The sequence below is a fragment of the Trichocoleus sp. FACHB-262 genome (genome assembly GCF_014696035.1).
In the GTDB taxonomy this organism is placed as follows: Bacteria; Cyanobacteriota; Cyanobacteriia; order FACHB-46; family FACHB-46; genus Trichocoleus.
Genome location: NZ_JACJPK010000017.1, coordinates 65,819 through 81,957, shown reverse-complemented (window position 1 = coordinate 81,957; position 16,139 = coordinate 65,819). Strand labels below are relative to the sequence as shown.

Below are 16,139 nucleotides of genomic sequence, written 5' to 3'. Positions count from 1 at the left end.
CAACCCATCCCTACAGGAGGAACTGCATCTTGATTAACTACATCACATTGATGCTGATTAACCTGACGGCAGGGCTGGTTTTATTGGCTAGCTTTGTTTATGAAGGTTTTGAGCATCCTAACCCGAAACGTTGGGTTCCTGGTTTCGGTATGGTGGGAGCGATCGCCCTTTCTACCGGATTCCATATGATTTGGCATTGGCCGATTCGAGGCAGCTACAACATTGCCTTTGGTGAGACGACGGTTTTATTCGGCATTTTGTTTGTGGGTGCGTCTCTGGCCTTAGCCCTAGGCTGGGATCTGCTGACTGTCGCGATTTACGCCTTCTTTGCTGGTGTAACCGCGATCGTGATTGGTGTCCGGATCATCGACTTAGAAATGACTCGTCGCCCATTAATTTCTGGTCTAGGCTTTATCTTGACTGGCTTGGGTGGGGTGTGTGCTGCCCCTGCGCTGTATTGGCGGGCCAACCGAGCGTTTCGCTTAGCGGGGGTCGGAGTACTGGCGATCGCCGCGGCAATTTGGGCGTTTACAGGTTATATGGCTTATTGGGGCCACTTGGAGGGTTCTAGTAACTGGGTGCCTCCTGGAATGCAGTAAGTCTTGCATGGGATAGCGCTCTTCGGCTCCGCTTCAATCAGACTGTTAGTTGGGACATAAGCCGTTCTGACACTCTGGCCCCCGGGCGATATGGGCATTATAAAAAGCTGTGACTGCTGATGGGTCGTAGCGATCGAGCTTCTGCAAATAGCCCCAGGCAGTCAGCGCGATCGCTGTATCCAGATTTGGGCGAGGGGTCAAAATAATTCGGGGATTGTTTTTGCTGAGGTCTCGGACCTGAGCTTTGATTTGCTCTAGCACTTGGCCTTGGATCTGGTCGGGTTTGTAGCTAATAATGACGCCACCATGCTCTAAATTGTGAACCAACCTTTCGTCCAATGGCGCTTTAGTATGGATGCCCCACTGCGCCCAAATGGCATAGTGGGGACCAGAGGTGGGAGGGTTAGAGTTGTACTTAACTTTCTTAGTTTCAGGAACGTGATCTTGGCCTAACTTTGGTAAGGCAGTACCAGGCAATTTAGTAGCGACGGATAGGGGTGGCAAAGGTGAGCCAGGGGTTTCTATCTTAAAGAATTCATCTCCAGTAGATGCCTGAGCCTTTTGCTGACTCATGGGCTTGGTCTCTATCTGCTTAGAACCTGTATCTGATGATTGTTGCGTGCAACCTACTGCCACTAATGCCCCAACTATCCCAACAGAGAGGAGGACTTGGCGGCTGGCTAGAAACTTATTCTGCCATGTGCGGCTACGTCGCCGTGATTCTGGGTATTTGCTCACCTTGTTTCACCTAGTCTTGGCCCGTCTTGTCGCTGTTTTGCCTGAAGCAAGGCGCAGCTACTCTCATGCTAGATGAAATCACTAATTTCCTAGAGCGGCAGCAAAGCAGCGACTAGAATTTTGGCGACTAGGTGACACCTTACTTTTTTCTTGTAGAAATAAGAAGCCAGCAATTTGCCGATATTCAAAAACCACTTGTTCACAGGCGATTGCACATTTTTGCAGGCGATCGTCTGAGTATTTTTCGCACTCTCTAGCGCAGACATCTGCCAAATCAGCACAGGCTTGAGCAATTAAAGCCACAAAGCGCGGTCCCCGATTCATCAAAGTGGCGGCACAGATCCAACAAAGATCGGCACAGTCTCGACAAAGGCTAGCGTACTCTATTAAGTCAGTTGACTGAGTTTCAGCAGAAGCTTGGCATTCTAAAGCGCAATGATTAATGGCATCTAAAAAAGATTGATATTGATGATAAGTCATTTAAAAAACAATTAAATTCTTCTAGTTTGCTTATCGGCTGAAATAGAAAAACTTTCATCGCTCCTAAGCAACACTTCTGAAGTTAGAGATTAGCAATCTGCATCTGTATTGCATTTACGCAAATAGAGGTATGGAAGGCGAAACCCCCTATCGATAGGCTGTCTGCGACATGCCCTATTGAGCAGAATTAGAAAATTCCTAAGCATGTGTGGAGATAATTTAGCTTTTTTAGACAAAAAAAGGTGCTCGTTTGCACCTGTAAGTTGTTCAAATTGTGAGCTAAAAATCCTTAAGCCACATCCCTATGCTTTAGAAATGAAAGTTCATAAAAAATTAGAGCGCGGAGAAAATTAGGTCGAAAATATCTAACTTCTACGAACTATTGAGTGCCTTAGCCAGGATTAACTCGCATTAATACCTGCCCGTACTCGACTGGTTCGCCATTCTGAACCAAGACTTCCATCACCTCTCCGCTCACCTCTGCCTCTAGCTCATTCATCAGCTTCATGGCTTCGATAATGCAGACAGTCTGACCATTCCGAATGCGATCGCCAATGTCCACAAAAGGCGGCTCATCGGGTGCTGGGGCTCTGTAAAATGTGCCAACCATCGGTGAAGTGACATCCAACCACTTGCTTTTATCTACCGAGGCAACCGTAGGACTTGCCGTAGGAGTAGTGGCTCCCATGCTGGGACGAGACTCAGGAGCCACTGAGGATGGTGTGGGGTTTATTGCAATGGGTGGGGCCAACTCAACACTAGGAACACCACCACTACCAGCAGCCGTGGACTCGATCGCTGTTGTTTGACTACTGACTTGCACACCCTTGCGTACCGTAAGCTCAAAGTCAGCACTTTTGATGGTCAACTCGCCAATATCAGTCTGGCCCAGAGTGACTAGTAGGTTGCGGAGTTCTTCAAAATTCAATTGCACAGTGTTTATGACCCCAATCCAATGAGCTGTTTTCAATCAGCTCGTCTTTACTAATTACACATTGTCAACAGTGCAATTTAGCACAGTGCCAACAAAGTACTGATCCCAGCTCTAGTCTTTTTCCCGACCTAGGTAGGTATCGTTGCGAGTATCAACCTTAATGCGCTCTCCAATCGTAATAAAGAGAGGCACCATGACTTGAGCACCTGTTTCTACGATCGCAGGCTTAGTGCCACCTGTAGCGGTATCTCCCTTGAGACCTGGATCGGTTTGAGTGACTTCTAGAACCACTGAGTTAGGCAGTTCAACTTCCAGAACTTGGGCACCCCAACGAACGACGTTGACTTCCATCCCCTCTTTCAGGTACTTCACGCGATCGCCAATCTGAGAAGCGCTTAAGCGTCCTTCTTCGTAAGTCTCCATATCCATAAAGACAAAGTCTTCGCCGTCTTTATAGGTATGTTGCATCGTGCTCTTTTCCAAATTGGCCTGAGGCACAACCTCTCCAGCCCGGAAGGTTCTTTCTACAACGTTGCCATTTTGGGCGTTCTTTAGTTTGGTGCGAACGAAGGCAGATCCTTTACCGGGTTTAACGTGGAGAAATTCCACAACTCGCCACACGTTGCCATCCAATTCAATAGTGACGCCGGGTCGAAAGTCATTACTGGAGATCATGAATCTTGTGTCTGGGCAGAACAATTGGCATCCTATTGTACCGCTGAGCGGGTACTTCCCAGTACCCCCCTTCCAGAAGTTGTGCAAACTGACGATCTATAGCATTCCTAAATGATTTATAAGGTTGTAGGTTGTGAGATTGCTGTATATCAAAGATCAAAACCAGTCAAAAAGCAAAACCAGCTTGCCAGTGCTCCAGATTGGGATCTACCTCTGAATCTCTCTAGAGCTTCTAGGCGAAACACTGTGGCAAGATTAAAAATGGAATTTCCATGACTAGATTAATCGCACCGGAACCAGTACAAGGCACACGGGGATGAGTTTATGCTTCATTTAAATCGTTCGCGGCTCACTTCACACCAGAGCTGGCTAAAGCTAGGCCTCTTAGCGTTCCTGCTGATGACGCTTGCTGTCAGCTTTAGTCCAGCAGCATGGGCCGCCGATCGCGTGAGCCGATTGCCTGCTGGGAACGCAATTACAGATGGTAAGGCGTTATTGCGCTATGCCTTGCCCATCAATAACAAAGATATTAGAAACGTCCAAACCAGCCTGGAAGACATCACCACCCAACTGCGAGCCAATCGCCGCTGGGGAGCTATTTCTAGGGATGCGAATAAAGCAGCTTCCATTCTCCAGAAAAATCAAGCCGCTTTACTCGCCAGTATTCCGCCCGATCGCCAGCAGCAAGCCGAGGCTCTGATCGCGCAAATGCAGCAAGAAGCTGTTGATTTACAAGCAGCGGCTGAGTCTAAAGATAAAGAGCAAATTCGCCAGAAACAAGCCGAACTACTCAATCATGTGAGCGAGTTAGAGGAGGCGATGGTACAGGAATTCCCCTTTGAAGTGCCAGCAGAGTACAGTAACTTGCCACAACTAAAAGGGCGAGCCACAGTAGTTGTGGAAACAAGCAAAGGCCCCTTAACTGTAGTTGTGGATGGCTATAGCGCTCCTGTGACCGCTGGAGACTTTGTTGATCTAGTGCAACGGGGTTTCTACGATGGCTTAGAGTTCACCCGTGCTGAAGATTCTTATGTGCTGCAAATTGGAGACCCACCTGGGCCAGCGGAAGGCTTTATTGACCCCGCGACTGGCAAGTACCGCGCGGTGCCTCTCGAAGTCTTGGTTCAAGGAGATGATGCCCCCACCTACGGCATTACCTTAGAAGATGCAGGCCGCTATAAAGATTTGCCAGTACTACCCTTCTCCGCTTTTGGGGCTTTAGCTTTAGCTCGCCCCGGTGATGATCCAAATGGTGGATCGTCCCAGTTCTTCTTCTTCCTGTTTGAGCCAGAACTTACACCCGCTGGCTTGAATTTGCTGGATGGTCGGTACTCAATTTTTGGTTACGTGACCGAAGGCAAGGATGTTTTAGACGAACTGAAAGCTGGAGACAAAATCACCTCGGCCAAAGTGATGAAGGGAGCAGAGAATCTGGTCCAGCCTAAGTCTGCTTGAGGACTAGTTATGCTGTGGGTAGAAGAGTTGAGTGAAACAACTTTTCTACCTGTTGCTTGTGTAGCCCCTAGGAACTGCATTTATGGTTCTCATCGAGTTGGTGTTTGCGATCGCTCTGGGTGTTTTTGTGGTGCTCCTGCTGGTCAACTCAATGCAGCGTGAGCAACAGCAGCAACGGCTAAGAAATGCTTTCTACCAACAGTTGGGAGCAGGCAACGGCTATATTTCACTAATTCAACTGGTGGCAGCAGCCAAAGTAGATCCAGAATTGGCTCGACAATTTCTAGAGCACCAAGCGCAGGTATTGACCGCTACCCCAGAAGTAGATGCTGACGGTGATACTTTCTATCGCTTTCCCAAACTTCGTCCGAGTGATGCAGCACGCTAATTACTTGCGTCCTTCGTGAAACATCAATTGCTAAACCAGACCCTAGTGCCAGACACGACCTGTGAGTAACGATTTATCCAGGTTGAAAGTCCAAGATTTAGGAGAACAAGCATTACTGCAACGTTTGCAGCGCTTTTGTCCTGAAGGAATTGTCGGTGATGATGCTGCTGTGCTCCAGACGCACCCACAACTCGATCTGGTGATTACAACGGATGTATTAGTAGACGGGGTACATTTTAGCGTTGGTCTTGCATCTCCAGATGTTTATACAACTTCTCCAGCAGATGTCGGTTGGCGAGCCGCTGCCGCAAATCTCTCAGATTTAGCCGCAATGGGAGCAGCACCGCTGGGCATTACAGTGGGTTTGAGTGCTCCGGGAGAGACGCCTGTCGTCTGGATTGAACAAATTTACCAAGGCTTAACCGCTTGTCTACAGCAATTTAATACTCCAATTGTGGGTGGAGATATTACGCGATCGCCAATTCTGACCCTAGCTATTACTGCCTTCGGTCAAGTAGCACCACATCAGGTAATCCGCCGCTCTACCGCACAACCCGGAGATGCGATCGTCGCGACAGGTTGGCATGGTGCTTCTAGAGCAGGTCTAGAACTGCTACTCCATCCTGAGCTAGGTCAGGAGCTTAGTGAGAGCGATCGCACCTATCTCATTCAATCTCACCAACGCCCCAACCCCCGCCTCGACATTCTGCCTTATCTTCTTCCTTCCTTCCCCATCCCTCATCCTTCATTCTTGCTTTCCTCTCCTTTCAGAATCGCTGGCATGGATAGCAGTGATGGTCTTGCCGACGCGATCGTGCAAATTTGTCGAATGAGTGGCGTGGGTGCGAGGGTTGAGCGGAGCCAAATTCCCATTCCACCTGCTCTAACTCGTTGGGTTAGCTCTGAACAATCGATGCAATGGGCGTTATATGGGGGAGAAGATTTTGAATTGGTTTTGTGTCTAGAGCAAGCAGCAGCCCAAGCCTTGGTTGAGCAGTTAGGGCTAGGAGCCGCGATCGTAGGGACGATAACTAAGGAGCCTGAAGTTTTACTGATTGACGCTGCGGGGCATGAGCCTGATGAGACACTAGCTCTACAAAAGGGCTTCCAACATTTCTAGGCGCGTAAGCCGAAGTAAGTCAGAACTAAGTTGATGGAGCCGTTGTTTACAATTTCGTGCACTTCCCCAGGTTCCACAGCGATACAAGTGCCTGGTTGGAGGAGATGTTTCTGCCCATCAATTTGAATCACACCTGAGCCAGCTTCGACAAAAAAGACTTCACACATATCCTCATGGGAATGCGCTGTAGCAACTTGCCCCGGAGCAAAGTAGGCCTGAGCAAAGTTGATCAAGTGGGGCAGGTCGTTCAACCGCAGCATTACTTTCTTCTTGATGGCTGGGTTATGAGAAACCTGTTCTTCAGGCAGGTGGTCGAGAGTGGTCAGTTTCATACAGCTTTAATTGCTAGTTGCTACAAAAAAGGACGCTCTTGTCGAACGTCCCAGATCTGAATGTAGATAACAGTTGCTTCAGCAGATGGAGTTGCGATCGCTTGGCGAATCGCTGCACCTCTAAACTCTAATTTTAGGTGAGAGCGATCGCGCCAAGTACTGGGCTAGAACGCATCAGCGTCTGTCTAGCCTTGCCATTTTTCACCCACGGTTTCAGCTAGGTCAACCACACGTTGGCTGTAGCCCCACTCGTTGTCGTACCAAGCAACAACCTTCACCATGTTGCCGCCCATCACCATAGTCAGCTCAGCATCCACGATGGAGGAAGCGTCAGTACCCCGGTAATCGGTAGAAACCAAAGGCAGATCGCTATAAGCCAAAATACCTTTTAGCGCACCCTCAGAGGCATCCTTCATCACTTCATTGACTTGCTCAGCGATCGTGTTCTTCTCAACTTCTACGACCAAGTCCACAATGGAAACGTTGGGGGTAGGGACGCGCAGAGCAATACCGTTGAGTTTACCTTTGAGTTCGGGTAGAACCAGCGCTACCGCTTTAGCCGCACCAGTGGTGGTTGGCACAATGTTCATTGCCGCCGCCCGTGCGCGACGTAGATCCCGGTGGCTAGCATCCAACAACCGCTGGTCCCCAGTGTAGCTGTGGGTGGTGGTCATGGTGCCTTTGACGATGCCGAAGTTCTCATGCAAAACCTTGGCAACAGGGGCTAAACAGTTAGTGGTGCAGCTCGCGTTACTGATAATGACATGCTTGACAGGGTCGTAGTCTTTGTCGTTTACACCCACGACGAAGGTGCCATCATCTCCTTTGCCAGGAGCTGTAATCAATACTTTCTTTGCACCAGCTTTCAAGTGCTTAGAAGCTCCGTCACGGCTAGTAAAGACGCCAGTGGATTCAATAACCAAATCAATATCCCAGGCTGCCCAAGGCAGGTTTTCTGGGTTACGGTCAGATACACACTTGACAATTTTGCCATTAACAGTGATGGAGTTGTCATCCGCGCTGATATCAGCGTCGAATTTGCCCAACATGGTGTCATATCTGAGCAGGTGGGCATTGGTTTTTGGGTCAGAGGTATCGTTAATAGCGACTACTTCAATGTGGCTATTTTCTCTGCCGATCCAGCATCGCATGAAGTTACGTCCGATGCGTCCAAAGCCGTTGATCGCTACTCTAATCACTGCGTCTTGCCCTCTGTATTACTAAAGTCGGATAGCGAGTAATGACCCAGATCATATCGCAAAGGATGCCTATTTCGAACTCCCAATCCGTTCCCCAGCACCCGCTAAAAATTTTAATAAATGAGTGAATTCAAGAAATTTTCCGGATTTAACTGAGAATTTACCAATTTCCATTCCCAGTCGTTTCTTTACTAAGTTCTCTTGAATTTCAGGCAACGTTGATTCAGGATCTCAACCTATTTTGTGCCTGTAGAGATCTCAGGGACAAAAGCTGCAAAGTTGGCTTGATCACTGAGACTGCTAGAAACAAGTGGCGAAGCCATGACCTAAAAAACCGTTGTCTTGCACAACAAAACCCGACCAAGCAATAAGCTTTGAATTTTGATGCGGCGATCGCCCTTAGTCATGGTTCTGATAAAGCTGATAGCCAGTGATGTAAGTTCTAACTGCCTCTGGAACTAGATAGCGAATAGAGCGTTGCTCTCGGCAGTATTGGCGAATCAAGCTCGAAGAGACACCCACAACAGGCATAGGGAGACGCTGCCAGCGGATGGCAATAGATTGCTGAGCCATGACCGCAATAACTTGCTCACAGCTAGCGATCATTTCCGCAGTCCAACCCAATTCAGTCGTTAGAGTCGTTAAATCATTGCCTGAACCACAGAAATCTGGACTACAGGAATTAGAAGGTTGAGAGCGAGGGGCAACTAACCACTCACAGGTCGCAGCTAATTTGGCGTGGTCATACCAGCGTGGCAAAGTTCGGAAAGCATCTAAACCAATAATCCAGTACCACTGAACTTGTAGATGAAGTTCTTGTAAAGCTTGCAGAGTTGTGATGGCAAAAGAAGGCCCCACCCGATTAGCCTCAACCTGGGTGACAGCAAAAGCGGGGTGATCGGCGATCGCTTGTTGCACCATTTGCAGTCGATGCTCAAAACTCAATCCGAGTTGCTGAGCTTTGTGCGGTGCTAAGCGGGTTGGCACCCAAATCACTTGGTCAAGAGCGGCTTGCTGTAGTGCTGTCTCAGCCATGACCAAATGCCCCCAGTGAATTGGGTCAAACGCTCCACCTAAAATTGCCACTTTCTGCATGCTAAACTGGCTGCTTTTCTCAGCGTCAATTCGCTTGGATCTCAAACTCAGTCACCGTTCTGTAACACTACGTTGCTGCAATCGTGATGCCAGCTCAATGCAGTGACTGATCTCCGTACAAACCCTAGTTGCAACTATAAAGCCTAGATGTAGGATGCAGGAGATTTGATGAAAAATCGCGGAATTCCTAGGAATTACTGAAGAATTCTTATAGCGAATCATCTTGATCGAGACCAACTCGCTATCAACCTGGAAAGTTGATTCTCACGATGTTTTTTCAGGAGATTTCCGGATCTATAACGCCCTAGGCGAGTAAAGATAAAAACAGTCCCAGGACAAAAAAATCCCTTAAATGGGAGCAATCGGAACAACTAATTTAGAGTGATAAAGTTTCGAAAAGACGTTCTTTCTCTAAAGAAGTAAATGCTTGGCGGACTGTATCGCTAAAAAGCAATTCTTGATATGATATCGCGTGTTATTGGTGTGGTGTGGTGTGTAAGGAGCTAAAATGCTGAATTCTGTTGATTTCAGCGGGAGGCCATTTCATTTCATTGGAATCGGTGGAATTGGAATGTCGGCCCTCGCTTACGTTCTGGCAAAGCGTAGGCTACCTGTTTCGGGCTCAGATATTCGGTTAAATCACATTACTCAGCGCTTACAGGATTTAGGAGCGCACATTTTCTGGAGCCAAGATGCCACGAATTTAGAGTTTTTTCGACAAGCTGAATCATCTAAAAGTGACGCATTACCAGCAGCAGTTGTGGCGATCGCGGCGAATGGGAAAAATGGGGGGGGAGCGAAAGAAACCCTGTCCACTACGAGTAAAGTATCTAGTAGTACCGATACTGTCCTGTTGCCTCAGGTAATTTGTTCCACAGCTATTAACCCAGCCAATGCAGAATATCGCGCTGCTTTAGAACTAGGCTGTCCAATTTTTCATCGCTCTGATCTCCTAGCGGCCTTAATCCAGGATTACCAAAGTATTTCCGTTGCTGGAACTCATGGTAAAACCACGACCAGCAGTATGATTGGCCATTTGCTGCTGGAGACAGGCTTGGACCCCACGATTGTAGTGGGAGGAGAGGTGAAAGCTTGGGAAGGCAATGCCCGCTTAGGGGAAGGACCCTACTTAGTGGCTGAGGCGGATGAGTCGGATGGCTCTCTCGTAAAATTCTCGTCTCAGATTGGCATTATCACTAATATTGAATTGGATCACCCGGATCACTACAGCACGTTAGACGAGGTGATTTCAACATTCAAAACCTTCGCCAGCCACTGCAAAACCTTAATCGGTTGCATCGATTGTGCCACGGTTCGAGATGCGCTCCAACCAGCCATTACCTATAGCTTGCATCGAGAATCGGGTGCTGACTACACGGTAGACGGCGTCACCTATCAGGCAAATGGGACCAAGGCTCAAGTCTGGGAACGGGGTGAATTACTGGGAGAACTCAACCTCAAGCTGTTGGGCCAGCACAACCTGAGTAATGCGTTGGCAGCAGTTGCTGTGGGCCGACTTCTAAACCTAGACTTTGCCCAGATAGCTCCAGCGATCGCGACTTTTGAAGGCGCTCGGCGTCGCTTTGAATATCGCGGTGAATACAACGAGGTTTTATTTGTTGATGACTACGCCCATCATCCGAGCGAAATTCGAGCCACTCTAGCAGCCGCTCATCTACAGGCGACCGAATTGCCCACTGCCCATCAGAGGCGAGTCGTTGCTGTATTTCAACCCCACCGTTACAGCCGCACTCAAACTTTTCTGGCAGAGTTTGCTGAATCTTTTCAGGATGCGGATGTAGTTGTAGTGACAGACATCTACGCTGCCGGAGAACCCCAACCAGATAATCTGACGGGTCAACAGGTTGTAGATGCGATCGCGGCCCACCATGCTCACGTGGTTTTTCAACCTTCGTTGGCAGCAGTCCAAAGCTTTTTGGAACAAACGCTGCAACCAAGAGACTTGGCTTTATTTCTGGGGGCTGGTAACTTAAACCAAATTATCCCGGAATTAATGGCCTTTCAGGAGCGTGCCGCAAAAAGCATATCTCAAGAAAGGTGCGACCAAACCTCTTTCTGATGTTCACTATGAACCATCACCGCATAGCAGTTTCACGATGAATGAAAGATTGCTGTACCAGGGTTGGCCACAACCTGGAGAAGCGGAAACCAGTCTTTCATCTTAGGCCCGTAGGCATGGAGCAGTTGGACCATCATGACTCTTTCCCAAGATCCGCCTAGCATTCTGAAGCCTTCCACCTTTATCACACCAAACATCCCACCCAAAACTGAGGCTGCTCCCCCCAAGCCTGATCCCTTGAAATACTCACCGATTCGCTTGCCCGCTACCGAGTGTCTGATTAAACCTCAAGTCTCCTTAGCACCCTTCACCTCTTTTCGAGTGGGAGGACCCGCAGAATGGTTTGTTTCCCCGAGACGAGCAGAGGAAATGCAAGCCAGCATCGATTGGGCTAACCAAGAGGGGTTGCCTGTTACCTTGCTGGGAGCAGGGTCCAACTTGTTGGTCAGCGATCGCGGTTTACCCGGTTTGGTCATTTGCACTAGGCATTTTCGCCACGCTCACTTTGATGCTGAAACAGGTCAAATCACGGCTGGGGCTGGAGAACCGCTAGTTCGTTTAGCTTGGCAAGCCGCAGAGCGGGGTTGGGAAGGTCTGGAATGGGCCGTGGGAATTCCTGGCACTCTAGGCGGTGCAGTGGTGATGAACGCAGGAGCACACGGAGATTGTACTGCTGATGTTTTGGTCAATGCTCATGTGCTTTTACCCAATGGCACGACAGAAATCCTTTTACCTGGCGATTTGGGTTTCAACTACCGCACCTCAGCTCTGCAAGGCGATCGCCGCTTAGTCACCCAAGCAACGCTGCAATTAAAACCAGGAGCTGATCCCGCTCAGGTAATGGCAGCTACAACCACTCACTTAAAGCAGCGCCAGACTAGTCAGCCTTATCACCTGCCCAGTTGTGGAAGTGTATTCCGCAATCCTGGACCCCAAACCGCTGGTTGGCTAATTGAACAAGCAGGGTTGAAGGGACATCGGATTGGGGGAGCGCAAGTTGCTCAGCGCCATGCCAACTTCATTCTTAACTGTGGTGGTGCGACTGCCTACGACATTTTTCAGCTGATTCGCTATGTGCAGCAACAAGTAGAACAGCATTGGTCATTGCGCTTAGAACCAGAAGTAAAAATGCTGGGAGAGTTTCAACTCGCCTAAACTGGCTGATGGTTGGACATGGCTGCAAGGCCACTGTTCAGATTGATGCTTCTGCTTAGTCGTCTGCTGAAAGCCTGAGAAAATTGCAGCTCTAACAAAGTTGCTTCTAAGGAGTCATGGAAAGTCCAGCGGCTGTAATGTTAACTTAGGTGAAGACTTTAAGAGTTACAGTCCCCAGCCCTCGCCATGCAATCCTGAGGTGGCTAAGCTGATTCACAGCCTTTCGCTAGGTTGGCTTTTGTGGCTTGAAAGTTGTCTGCAAAAAATCGAGCTTCAGGCTGGGTTAGGCAAAAGTCTGCCAAAGAGACAGTGAGAGTGGCAGAATAGCAGAGACTAGGAACAACCTAATTAGACAAACAACTCGTACCCAATCTAAACGTTATGAGCAAAGGACAGGGATTTGGCTTCGGTCTGGGCAAAATGAAAGAGCTGACCGAAGCATTCAAGAAGGCACAACAAGTACAAGAGGGTGCCAAACAACTCCAAGAAGATTTGGAGAAAATGGAAATTGAAGGACAAGCGGGTGGGGGTATGGTGAAGGTGGTCCTCAGTGGCAACCAAGAACCCCGGCGAGTAGAAATTTCAGCCGATGTGCTGGGGGAAGGCGCTGAAGTAGTTTCTGACTTGGTGACTGCTGCCATGAAGGATGCTTACAACAAGTCCACAGCCACCATGCGCGAGAAAATGGAAGAGTTGACAGGTGGTTTGAACCTACCTGGCCTCTAAATCAACAGCATTTAAGAGTCCAATTCAATCCGGGCAAGCAGTTTATGTCTGCTTTTTGCCCGGTTTTATTGTTTTGACCTTGTAAAGTTGCGATCGCCCTTATCGATGCTCTTGCCAATGCTAAGTCTGTGACTGCTCAGTCTCTCTTGAATGTCAGGCCTGCAAATTTAGTAAGGAGAAGGGTTGGGTTGAACGGGGACGTTGAGTAACTTAGCGATCGTGCCATAGAGCCGTTTGGCGAGAACAGTGTTGGCTTCATCGGTGAGATGAACTGTATCTACAAAAGCTTGGCTGGGGAAGTTGTTATAAAGATTGTAGAGGTTCAGCGTGGTGACGGTTTTGGGAAATTCTTTCTGAACTTGTAGTGCTGCTTGCTCAATCTCGGTATAACCTGCTTTGACCCGTTGGCTGTAGGTAGCTCCTAGAGCCTGCTGAATTTTGGCTTCTTCTGAAGAACGGTTTTTGCCAGTTCGACTGGTGACTTCTGGTTGAACTGCCACAATTAAAGGGATTTTGGCAGCGGTTGCGAGTCGGGCCATTTGCTGGAGATGGCTGCGGTAACGCTCAGCTCGCCGCTCCACCTCTGTTGGCTCACTGGGGAGTTGTTCAACTAAGGAAGCATTGCTATTAGCGGCCACCAAGCTGAGTTCATCTACTGAAGGCTGAGGCTTAATCAACCAGTACTGAATTCCTTTAACTAAATAAGACTGAGTAAACAAATTACTCAACTGCTGAGTCAGGTGCGTATAAAAGTGACGTGGCGCATCTTCTAGTAGTGCTTCGGCTCCAGGGATGGTCACTCCTTCTTCAGTGCTGGGCAGCAGCAAGTCTCGGTATCCGTCCACAACCACAATGATGTCGGGTTGATACGTTAGAACTTGCATTGCTAGCTGAGCTACTTCGTTACCGGAAGCATAACCAGGGACAGCGGCATTAATCACGCGATATTGCCCGTCGCGAATCCGGGGCGGCAACGTTAGAGCTTTGTCAACTTCTTCTTTGTAGTACGGTAAAACGTCTGGGCGGAATTTTTCTGGGTTGCGTTTTTGCTGCGCGACTTGCTGATTGAGGCTGGCTTCTAACTTGTGGGCAAATGTAGTTTGGTTAGTCGAGCTCATGTGTCCAAAAGCAGTAGAGCCACCTAACAGAAAAATTCGTGTTTCACCTTTGGGTTTGGCGACGGGTACAGGGCGATCGCTGCGAAACCCTTGCTCGTTAATCCGCCAAAACTGACTTTGCTGTTTGCCGACAAGTTTGTAGCCCGTCGCTAAACTAGGCTTTGCTGCTAGCTGTCCTGCGATGGGCAAACCATCATAAGGCTGCTGACTCGCATCCAGAAACCTAAGGCCGTAGGCTGTGGCTTTGGTTGGTTTACCCTGATAAGCTGCCAATTCGTTACTTTGTCCTGTCACACCGACAAAGGTGCGGACCAAAAACTCTAGGACTATGAGCACAAGAGGCAGGGTGAGTAAGGTGATCAGGGGCCAAGAGAGCCGACGTTGTTTCCGGTAAGCAGATCTACGGCTAGGCCTAAACATCAAGTACTTTCCTCGTAATACCAATAGTAGTGACCCGTGCTTGCCTGGTGGAGCGAATTGCTATCAGCAAACACTGTAGTCCGAAATTGCACATTCAAGAAGAGTTACACCCCTAGGGCCAGAAGGTCAAGGTTTGATCTAAGTTCCCGGTAGTTATCCATACCTCTGCAAGGGTTGCTGCTCTGAAACCGGAAAGACCCCTTAGGAATCACAGGCGCAAGCACGAATTGGGGTCTCGATCGCCAAGGCAATGGGAAACGACCGACAGGAGCACCCCGAATCAACTTTTTCGAACAGGCGCTACGGTTCTGATAAGCTATTGAGGCTGATGGCGGCTATCGATTACGCTGTCAGCGATCGCCCAACCAACCTTGACTACAGACATGCCTTACAAACTGCTCTTCGTTTGTCTGGGTAACATCTGCCGCTCACCCTCGGCAGAAAACATCATGAACCACCTAATTGAGCAAGCAGGGTTGGGACATGAAATTATTTGTGACTCTGCTGGGACTTCGAGTTATCACATTGGCAGTGTCCCCGATCGCCGCATGACCGCGGCCGCTAAGCAGCGAGGGATTGCCCTTGCAGGTCAAGCTCGACAGTTTCAAAGGTCAGATTTTGAAGCGTTTGACTTGATCTTGGCAATGGATCAAGAAAACTATCAAGATATTCTGGCGCTTGATTCAACTGGAATGTATCGCGATCGCGTGCGCTTAATGTGTGACTTTTGCACGCAGTATCCAGAGCGGGAAGTTCCCGATCCCTACTACGGGGGCACGGAAGGTTTTAATCACGTGATCGATCTGCTATTGGATGCTTGTGGCGGCTTGTTGCAGCATCTGGTGACAACCCAAAAATTGGCTGCTCCCACCTCTAAACTCCAACCCTAGGAGAAAAAGTTTAGAGAGTTTCAGTGCATCAACCCGTGTTCCATCACAAAGCGTACTAGCTCCGCCCGGTTATTAGTTTCAGTTTTGCGTAACAAGCTGCTGACATGTTTTTCCACCGTACGAGGGCTGAGGTGGAGGCGATGACCAATTTGAATATTCGACAGACCATCCGCCAAAAGTTGCAGCACTTCTTGCTCTCGCTCCGTCAAGCTCACCGTTGAAAGCGCTGGCGTGGGGGTAAACTTAGCAGTTGCATTGGTCTTTTCGGCTGAAAGCTCTGCCTCTTGATGTCGCGATCGCCACTCGGCATGAATCATTTCCGCTTGAATCATCTGCGATCGCTCTAGCAAGTTGCGAACGACGGCTCCCAATTCATCCAAGTCGAAGGGTTTGGGTAAGTACAGATCGCACCCTAGCTGATAGCCCCGAATGCGTTCTTGAATATCAGTGCGAGCAGTGAGAAAAATAACGGGCAACAGTCGAAACTCTACCTTTTGTCGAACTCGTCTGACTAGCTCGTAGCCATCCATCCGAGGCATGGTAATATCGGTCACAATCAGATGAGGCTGGTACTCATCAACCAGCGCTAGCGCCTCCTGACCATTCTCAGCCGCAACGACTGAATAACCAGAGAGTTCGAGATAATCGCTGATGGACAGGCGAGTACCGATATCATCATCAGCAACAAGAATCATCAAAGGCATGGGTAGCTAGCACATGAACGCTTAGGGTTAG

General features: G+C 48.9%; 17 protein-coding genes. 8 read left to right on the top strand and 9 right to left on the bottom strand.

What is annotated here, in order from left to right:
* Nucleotides 1-29: 29 nt before the first annotated feature.
* Nucleotides 30-599: a DUF981 family protein gene (locus H6F68_RS01520; protein WP_199298825.1), complete on the top strand. Its 570-nt coding sequence runs from the start codon at nt 30-32 to the stop codon at nt 597-599.
* Between the two features lie 45 nt (nt 600-644).
* Here H6F68_RS01520 and H6F68_RS01515 read toward each other — a convergent pair whose 3' ends face one another.
* From H6F68_RS01515 to efp, 4 genes are all read right to left on the bottom strand, one after another.
* Nucleotides 645-1,337 (bottom strand): DUF3105 domain-containing protein, encoded by a 693-nt coding sequence (locus tag H6F68_RS01515; RefSeq protein WP_313929994.1) that lies wholly within the window; start codon nt 1,335-1,337, stop codon nt 645-647.
* Nucleotides 1,338-1,418: 81 nt separating this feature from the next.
* Nucleotides 1,419-1,817 carry a four-helix bundle copper-binding protein gene (locus H6F68_RS01510; RefSeq protein WP_190555964.1) on the bottom strand — a complete coding sequence of 133 codons (399 nt, stop codon included), beginning with the start codon at nt 1,815-1,817 and terminating at the stop codon, nt 1,419-1,421.
* A gap of 391 nt (nt 1,818-2,208) precedes the next feature.
* A complete protein-coding gene (gene accB / locus H6F68_RS01505; protein WP_190555962.1) occupies nt 2,209-2,751 on the bottom strand; it encodes an acetyl-CoA carboxylase biotin carboxyl carrier protein in 543 nt (180 codons plus the stop codon).
* 111 nt (nt 2,752-2,862) lie between these two features.
* Entirely contained in the window at nt 2,863-3,426 is a 564-nt protein-coding gene (efp, locus tag H6F68_RS01500; RefSeq protein WP_190550537.1) for an elongation factor P, read from the bottom strand.
* 324 nt (nt 3,427-3,750) lie between these two features.
* On the opposite strand from efp, the gene H6F68_RS01495 reads away from it, so the two are divergent.
* The 3 genes from H6F68_RS01495 (at nt 3,751) to thiL (ending at nt 6,389) form a co-directional block, all read left to right on the top strand.
* Nucleotides 3,751-4,881 (top strand): peptidylprolyl isomerase, encoded by a 1,131-nt coding sequence (locus tag H6F68_RS01495; RefSeq protein WP_190555961.1) that lies wholly within the window; start codon nt 3,751-3,753, stop codon nt 4,879-4,881.
* Nucleotides 4,882-4,963: 82 nt separating this feature from the next.
* Complete coding sequence (locus tag H6F68_RS01490; RefSeq protein ID WP_190431737.1) at nt 4,964-5,269, top strand: hypothetical protein; 306 nt, start codon at nt 4,964-4,966, stop codon at nt 5,267-5,269.
* 61 nt (nt 5,270-5,330) lie between these two features.
* The gene (gene thiL / locus H6F68_RS01485; RefSeq protein WP_190555959.1) at nt 5,331-6,389 is read left to right on the top strand and encodes a thiamine-phosphate kinase; all 1,059 of its coding nucleotides are present in this window, start codon (nt 5,331-5,333) and stop codon (nt 6,387-6,389) included.
* Here the strand turns inward: thiL and H6F68_RS01480 are convergent.
* From H6F68_RS01480 to nadD, 3 genes are all read right to left on the bottom strand, one after another.
* Nucleotides 6,386-6,721 (bottom strand): cupin domain-containing protein, encoded by a 336-nt coding sequence (locus H6F68_RS01480; RefSeq protein ID WP_190555957.1) that lies wholly within the window; start codon nt 6,719-6,721, stop codon nt 6,386-6,388. The genes thiL and H6F68_RS01480 overlap by 4 nt on opposite strands.
* 185 nt (nt 6,722-6,906) lie before the next feature.
* Nucleotides 6,907-7,920, bottom strand: coding sequence for a type I glyceraldehyde-3-phosphate dehydrogenase (locus H6F68_RS01475; protein WP_190555955.1), 1,014 nt, complete (start codon nt 7,918-7,920; stop codon nt 6,907-6,909).
* A gap of 399 nt (nt 7,921-8,319) precedes the next feature.
* Complete coding sequence (gene nadD / locus H6F68_RS01470) at nt 8,320-9,015, bottom strand: nicotinate (nicotinamide) nucleotide adenylyltransferase (protein WP_190555953.1); 696 nt, start codon at nt 9,013-9,015, stop codon at nt 8,320-8,322.
* 508 nt (nt 9,016-9,523) lie between these two features.
* Here nadD and murC point away from each other — a divergent pair.
* The 3 genes from murC to H6F68_RS01455 all read left to right on the top strand — a co-directional run bounded on the left by murC (nt 9,524) and on the right by H6F68_RS01455 (nt 12,976).
* On the top strand, nt 9,524-11,095 hold the full coding sequence (gene murC, locus H6F68_RS01465) for a UDP-N-acetylmuramate--L-alanine ligase (RefSeq protein ID WP_190555951.1): 1,572 nt from the start codon (nt 9,524-9,526) through the stop codon (nt 11,093-11,095).
* Between the two features lie 135 nt (nt 11,096-11,230).
* Nucleotides 11,231-12,250, top strand: coding sequence for a UDP-N-acetylmuramate dehydrogenase (gene murB, locus H6F68_RS01460; RefSeq protein ID WP_190431743.1), 1,020 nt, complete (start codon nt 11,231-11,233; stop codon nt 12,248-12,250).
* A gap of 381 nt (nt 12,251-12,631) precedes the next feature.
* The gene (locus tag H6F68_RS01455; RefSeq protein ID WP_190431744.1) at nt 12,632-12,976 is read left to right on the top strand and encodes a YbaB/EbfC family nucleoid-associated protein; all 345 of its coding nucleotides are present in this window, start codon (nt 12,632-12,634) and stop codon (nt 12,974-12,976) included.
* A 167-nt stretch (nt 12,977-13,143) separates the two neighbouring features.
* Here H6F68_RS01455 and H6F68_RS01450 read toward each other — a convergent pair whose 3' ends face one another.
* The gene (locus tag H6F68_RS01450; protein WP_190555949.1) at nt 13,144-14,514 is read right to left on the bottom strand and encodes an SGNH/GDSL hydrolase family protein; all 1,371 of its coding nucleotides are present in this window, start codon (nt 14,512-14,514) and stop codon (nt 13,144-13,146) included.
* A gap of 383 nt (nt 14,515-14,897) precedes the next feature.
* Between H6F68_RS01450 and H6F68_RS01445 the strand changes: the two genes are divergently transcribed.
* The gene (locus tag H6F68_RS01445; protein ID WP_190555947.1) at nt 14,898-15,404 is read left to right on the top strand and encodes a low molecular weight protein-tyrosine-phosphatase; all 507 of its coding nucleotides are present in this window, start codon (nt 14,898-14,900) and stop codon (nt 15,402-15,404) included.
* Nucleotides 15,405-15,424: 20 nt separating this feature from the next.
* Here the strand turns inward: H6F68_RS01445 and H6F68_RS01440 are convergent, their stop codons facing one another.
* Nucleotides 15,425-16,099 carry a response regulator transcription factor gene (locus tag H6F68_RS01440; RefSeq protein ID WP_242065326.1) on the bottom strand — a complete coding sequence of 225 codons (675 nt, stop codon included), beginning with the start codon at nt 16,097-16,099 and terminating at the stop codon, nt 15,425-15,427.
* Between the last annotated feature and the right edge of the window lie 40 nt (nt 16,100-16,139).

Excerpts from the sequence above, each read along its gene's own strand:
- H6F68_RS01510 (WP_190555964.1), bottom strand. The coding sequence starts at position 1,817 with ATGACTTATCATCAATATCAATCTTTTTTAGATGCCATTAATCATTGC.
- efp (WP_190550537.1), bottom strand. The coding sequence starts at position 3,426 with ATGATCTCCAGTAATGACTTTCGACCCGGCGTCACTATTGAATTGGAT.
- H6F68_RS01495 (WP_190555961.1), top strand. The coding sequence starts at position 3,751 with ATGCTTCATTTAAATCGTTCGCGGCTCACTTCACACCAGAGCTGGCTA.
- H6F68_RS01490 (WP_190431737.1), top strand. The coding sequence starts at position 4,964 with ATGGTTCTCATCGAGTTGGTGTTTGCGATCGCTCTGGGTGTTTTTGTG.
- H6F68_RS01480 (WP_190555957.1), bottom strand. The coding sequence starts at position 6,721 with ATGAAACTGACCACTCTCGACCACCTGCCTGAAGAACAGGTTTCTCAT.
- nadD (WP_190555953.1), bottom strand. The coding sequence starts at position 9,015 with ATGCAGAAAGTGGCAATTTTAGGTGGAGCGTTTGACCCAATTCACTGG.
- murC (WP_190555951.1), top strand. The coding sequence starts at position 9,524 with ATGCTGAATTCTGTTGATTTCAGCGGGAGGCCATTTCATTTCATTGGA.
- murB (WP_190431743.1), top strand. The coding sequence starts at position 11,231 with ATGACTCTTTCCCAAGATCCGCCTAGCATTCTGAAGCCTTCCACCTTT.
- H6F68_RS01455 (WP_190431744.1), top strand. The coding sequence starts at position 12,632 with ATGAGCAAAGGACAGGGATTTGGCTTCGGTCTGGGCAAAATGAAAGAG.
- H6F68_RS01450 (WP_190555949.1), bottom strand. The coding sequence starts at position 14,514 with ATGTTTAGGCCTAGCCGTAGATCTGCTTACCGGAAACAACGTCGGCTC.
- H6F68_RS01445 (WP_190555947.1), top strand. The coding sequence starts at position 14,898 with ATGCCTTACAAACTGCTCTTCGTTTGTCTGGGTAACATCTGCCGCTCA.
- H6F68_RS01440 (WP_242065326.1), bottom strand. The coding sequence starts at position 16,099 with ATGATTCTTGTTGCTGATGATGATATCGGTACTCGCCTGTCCATCAGC.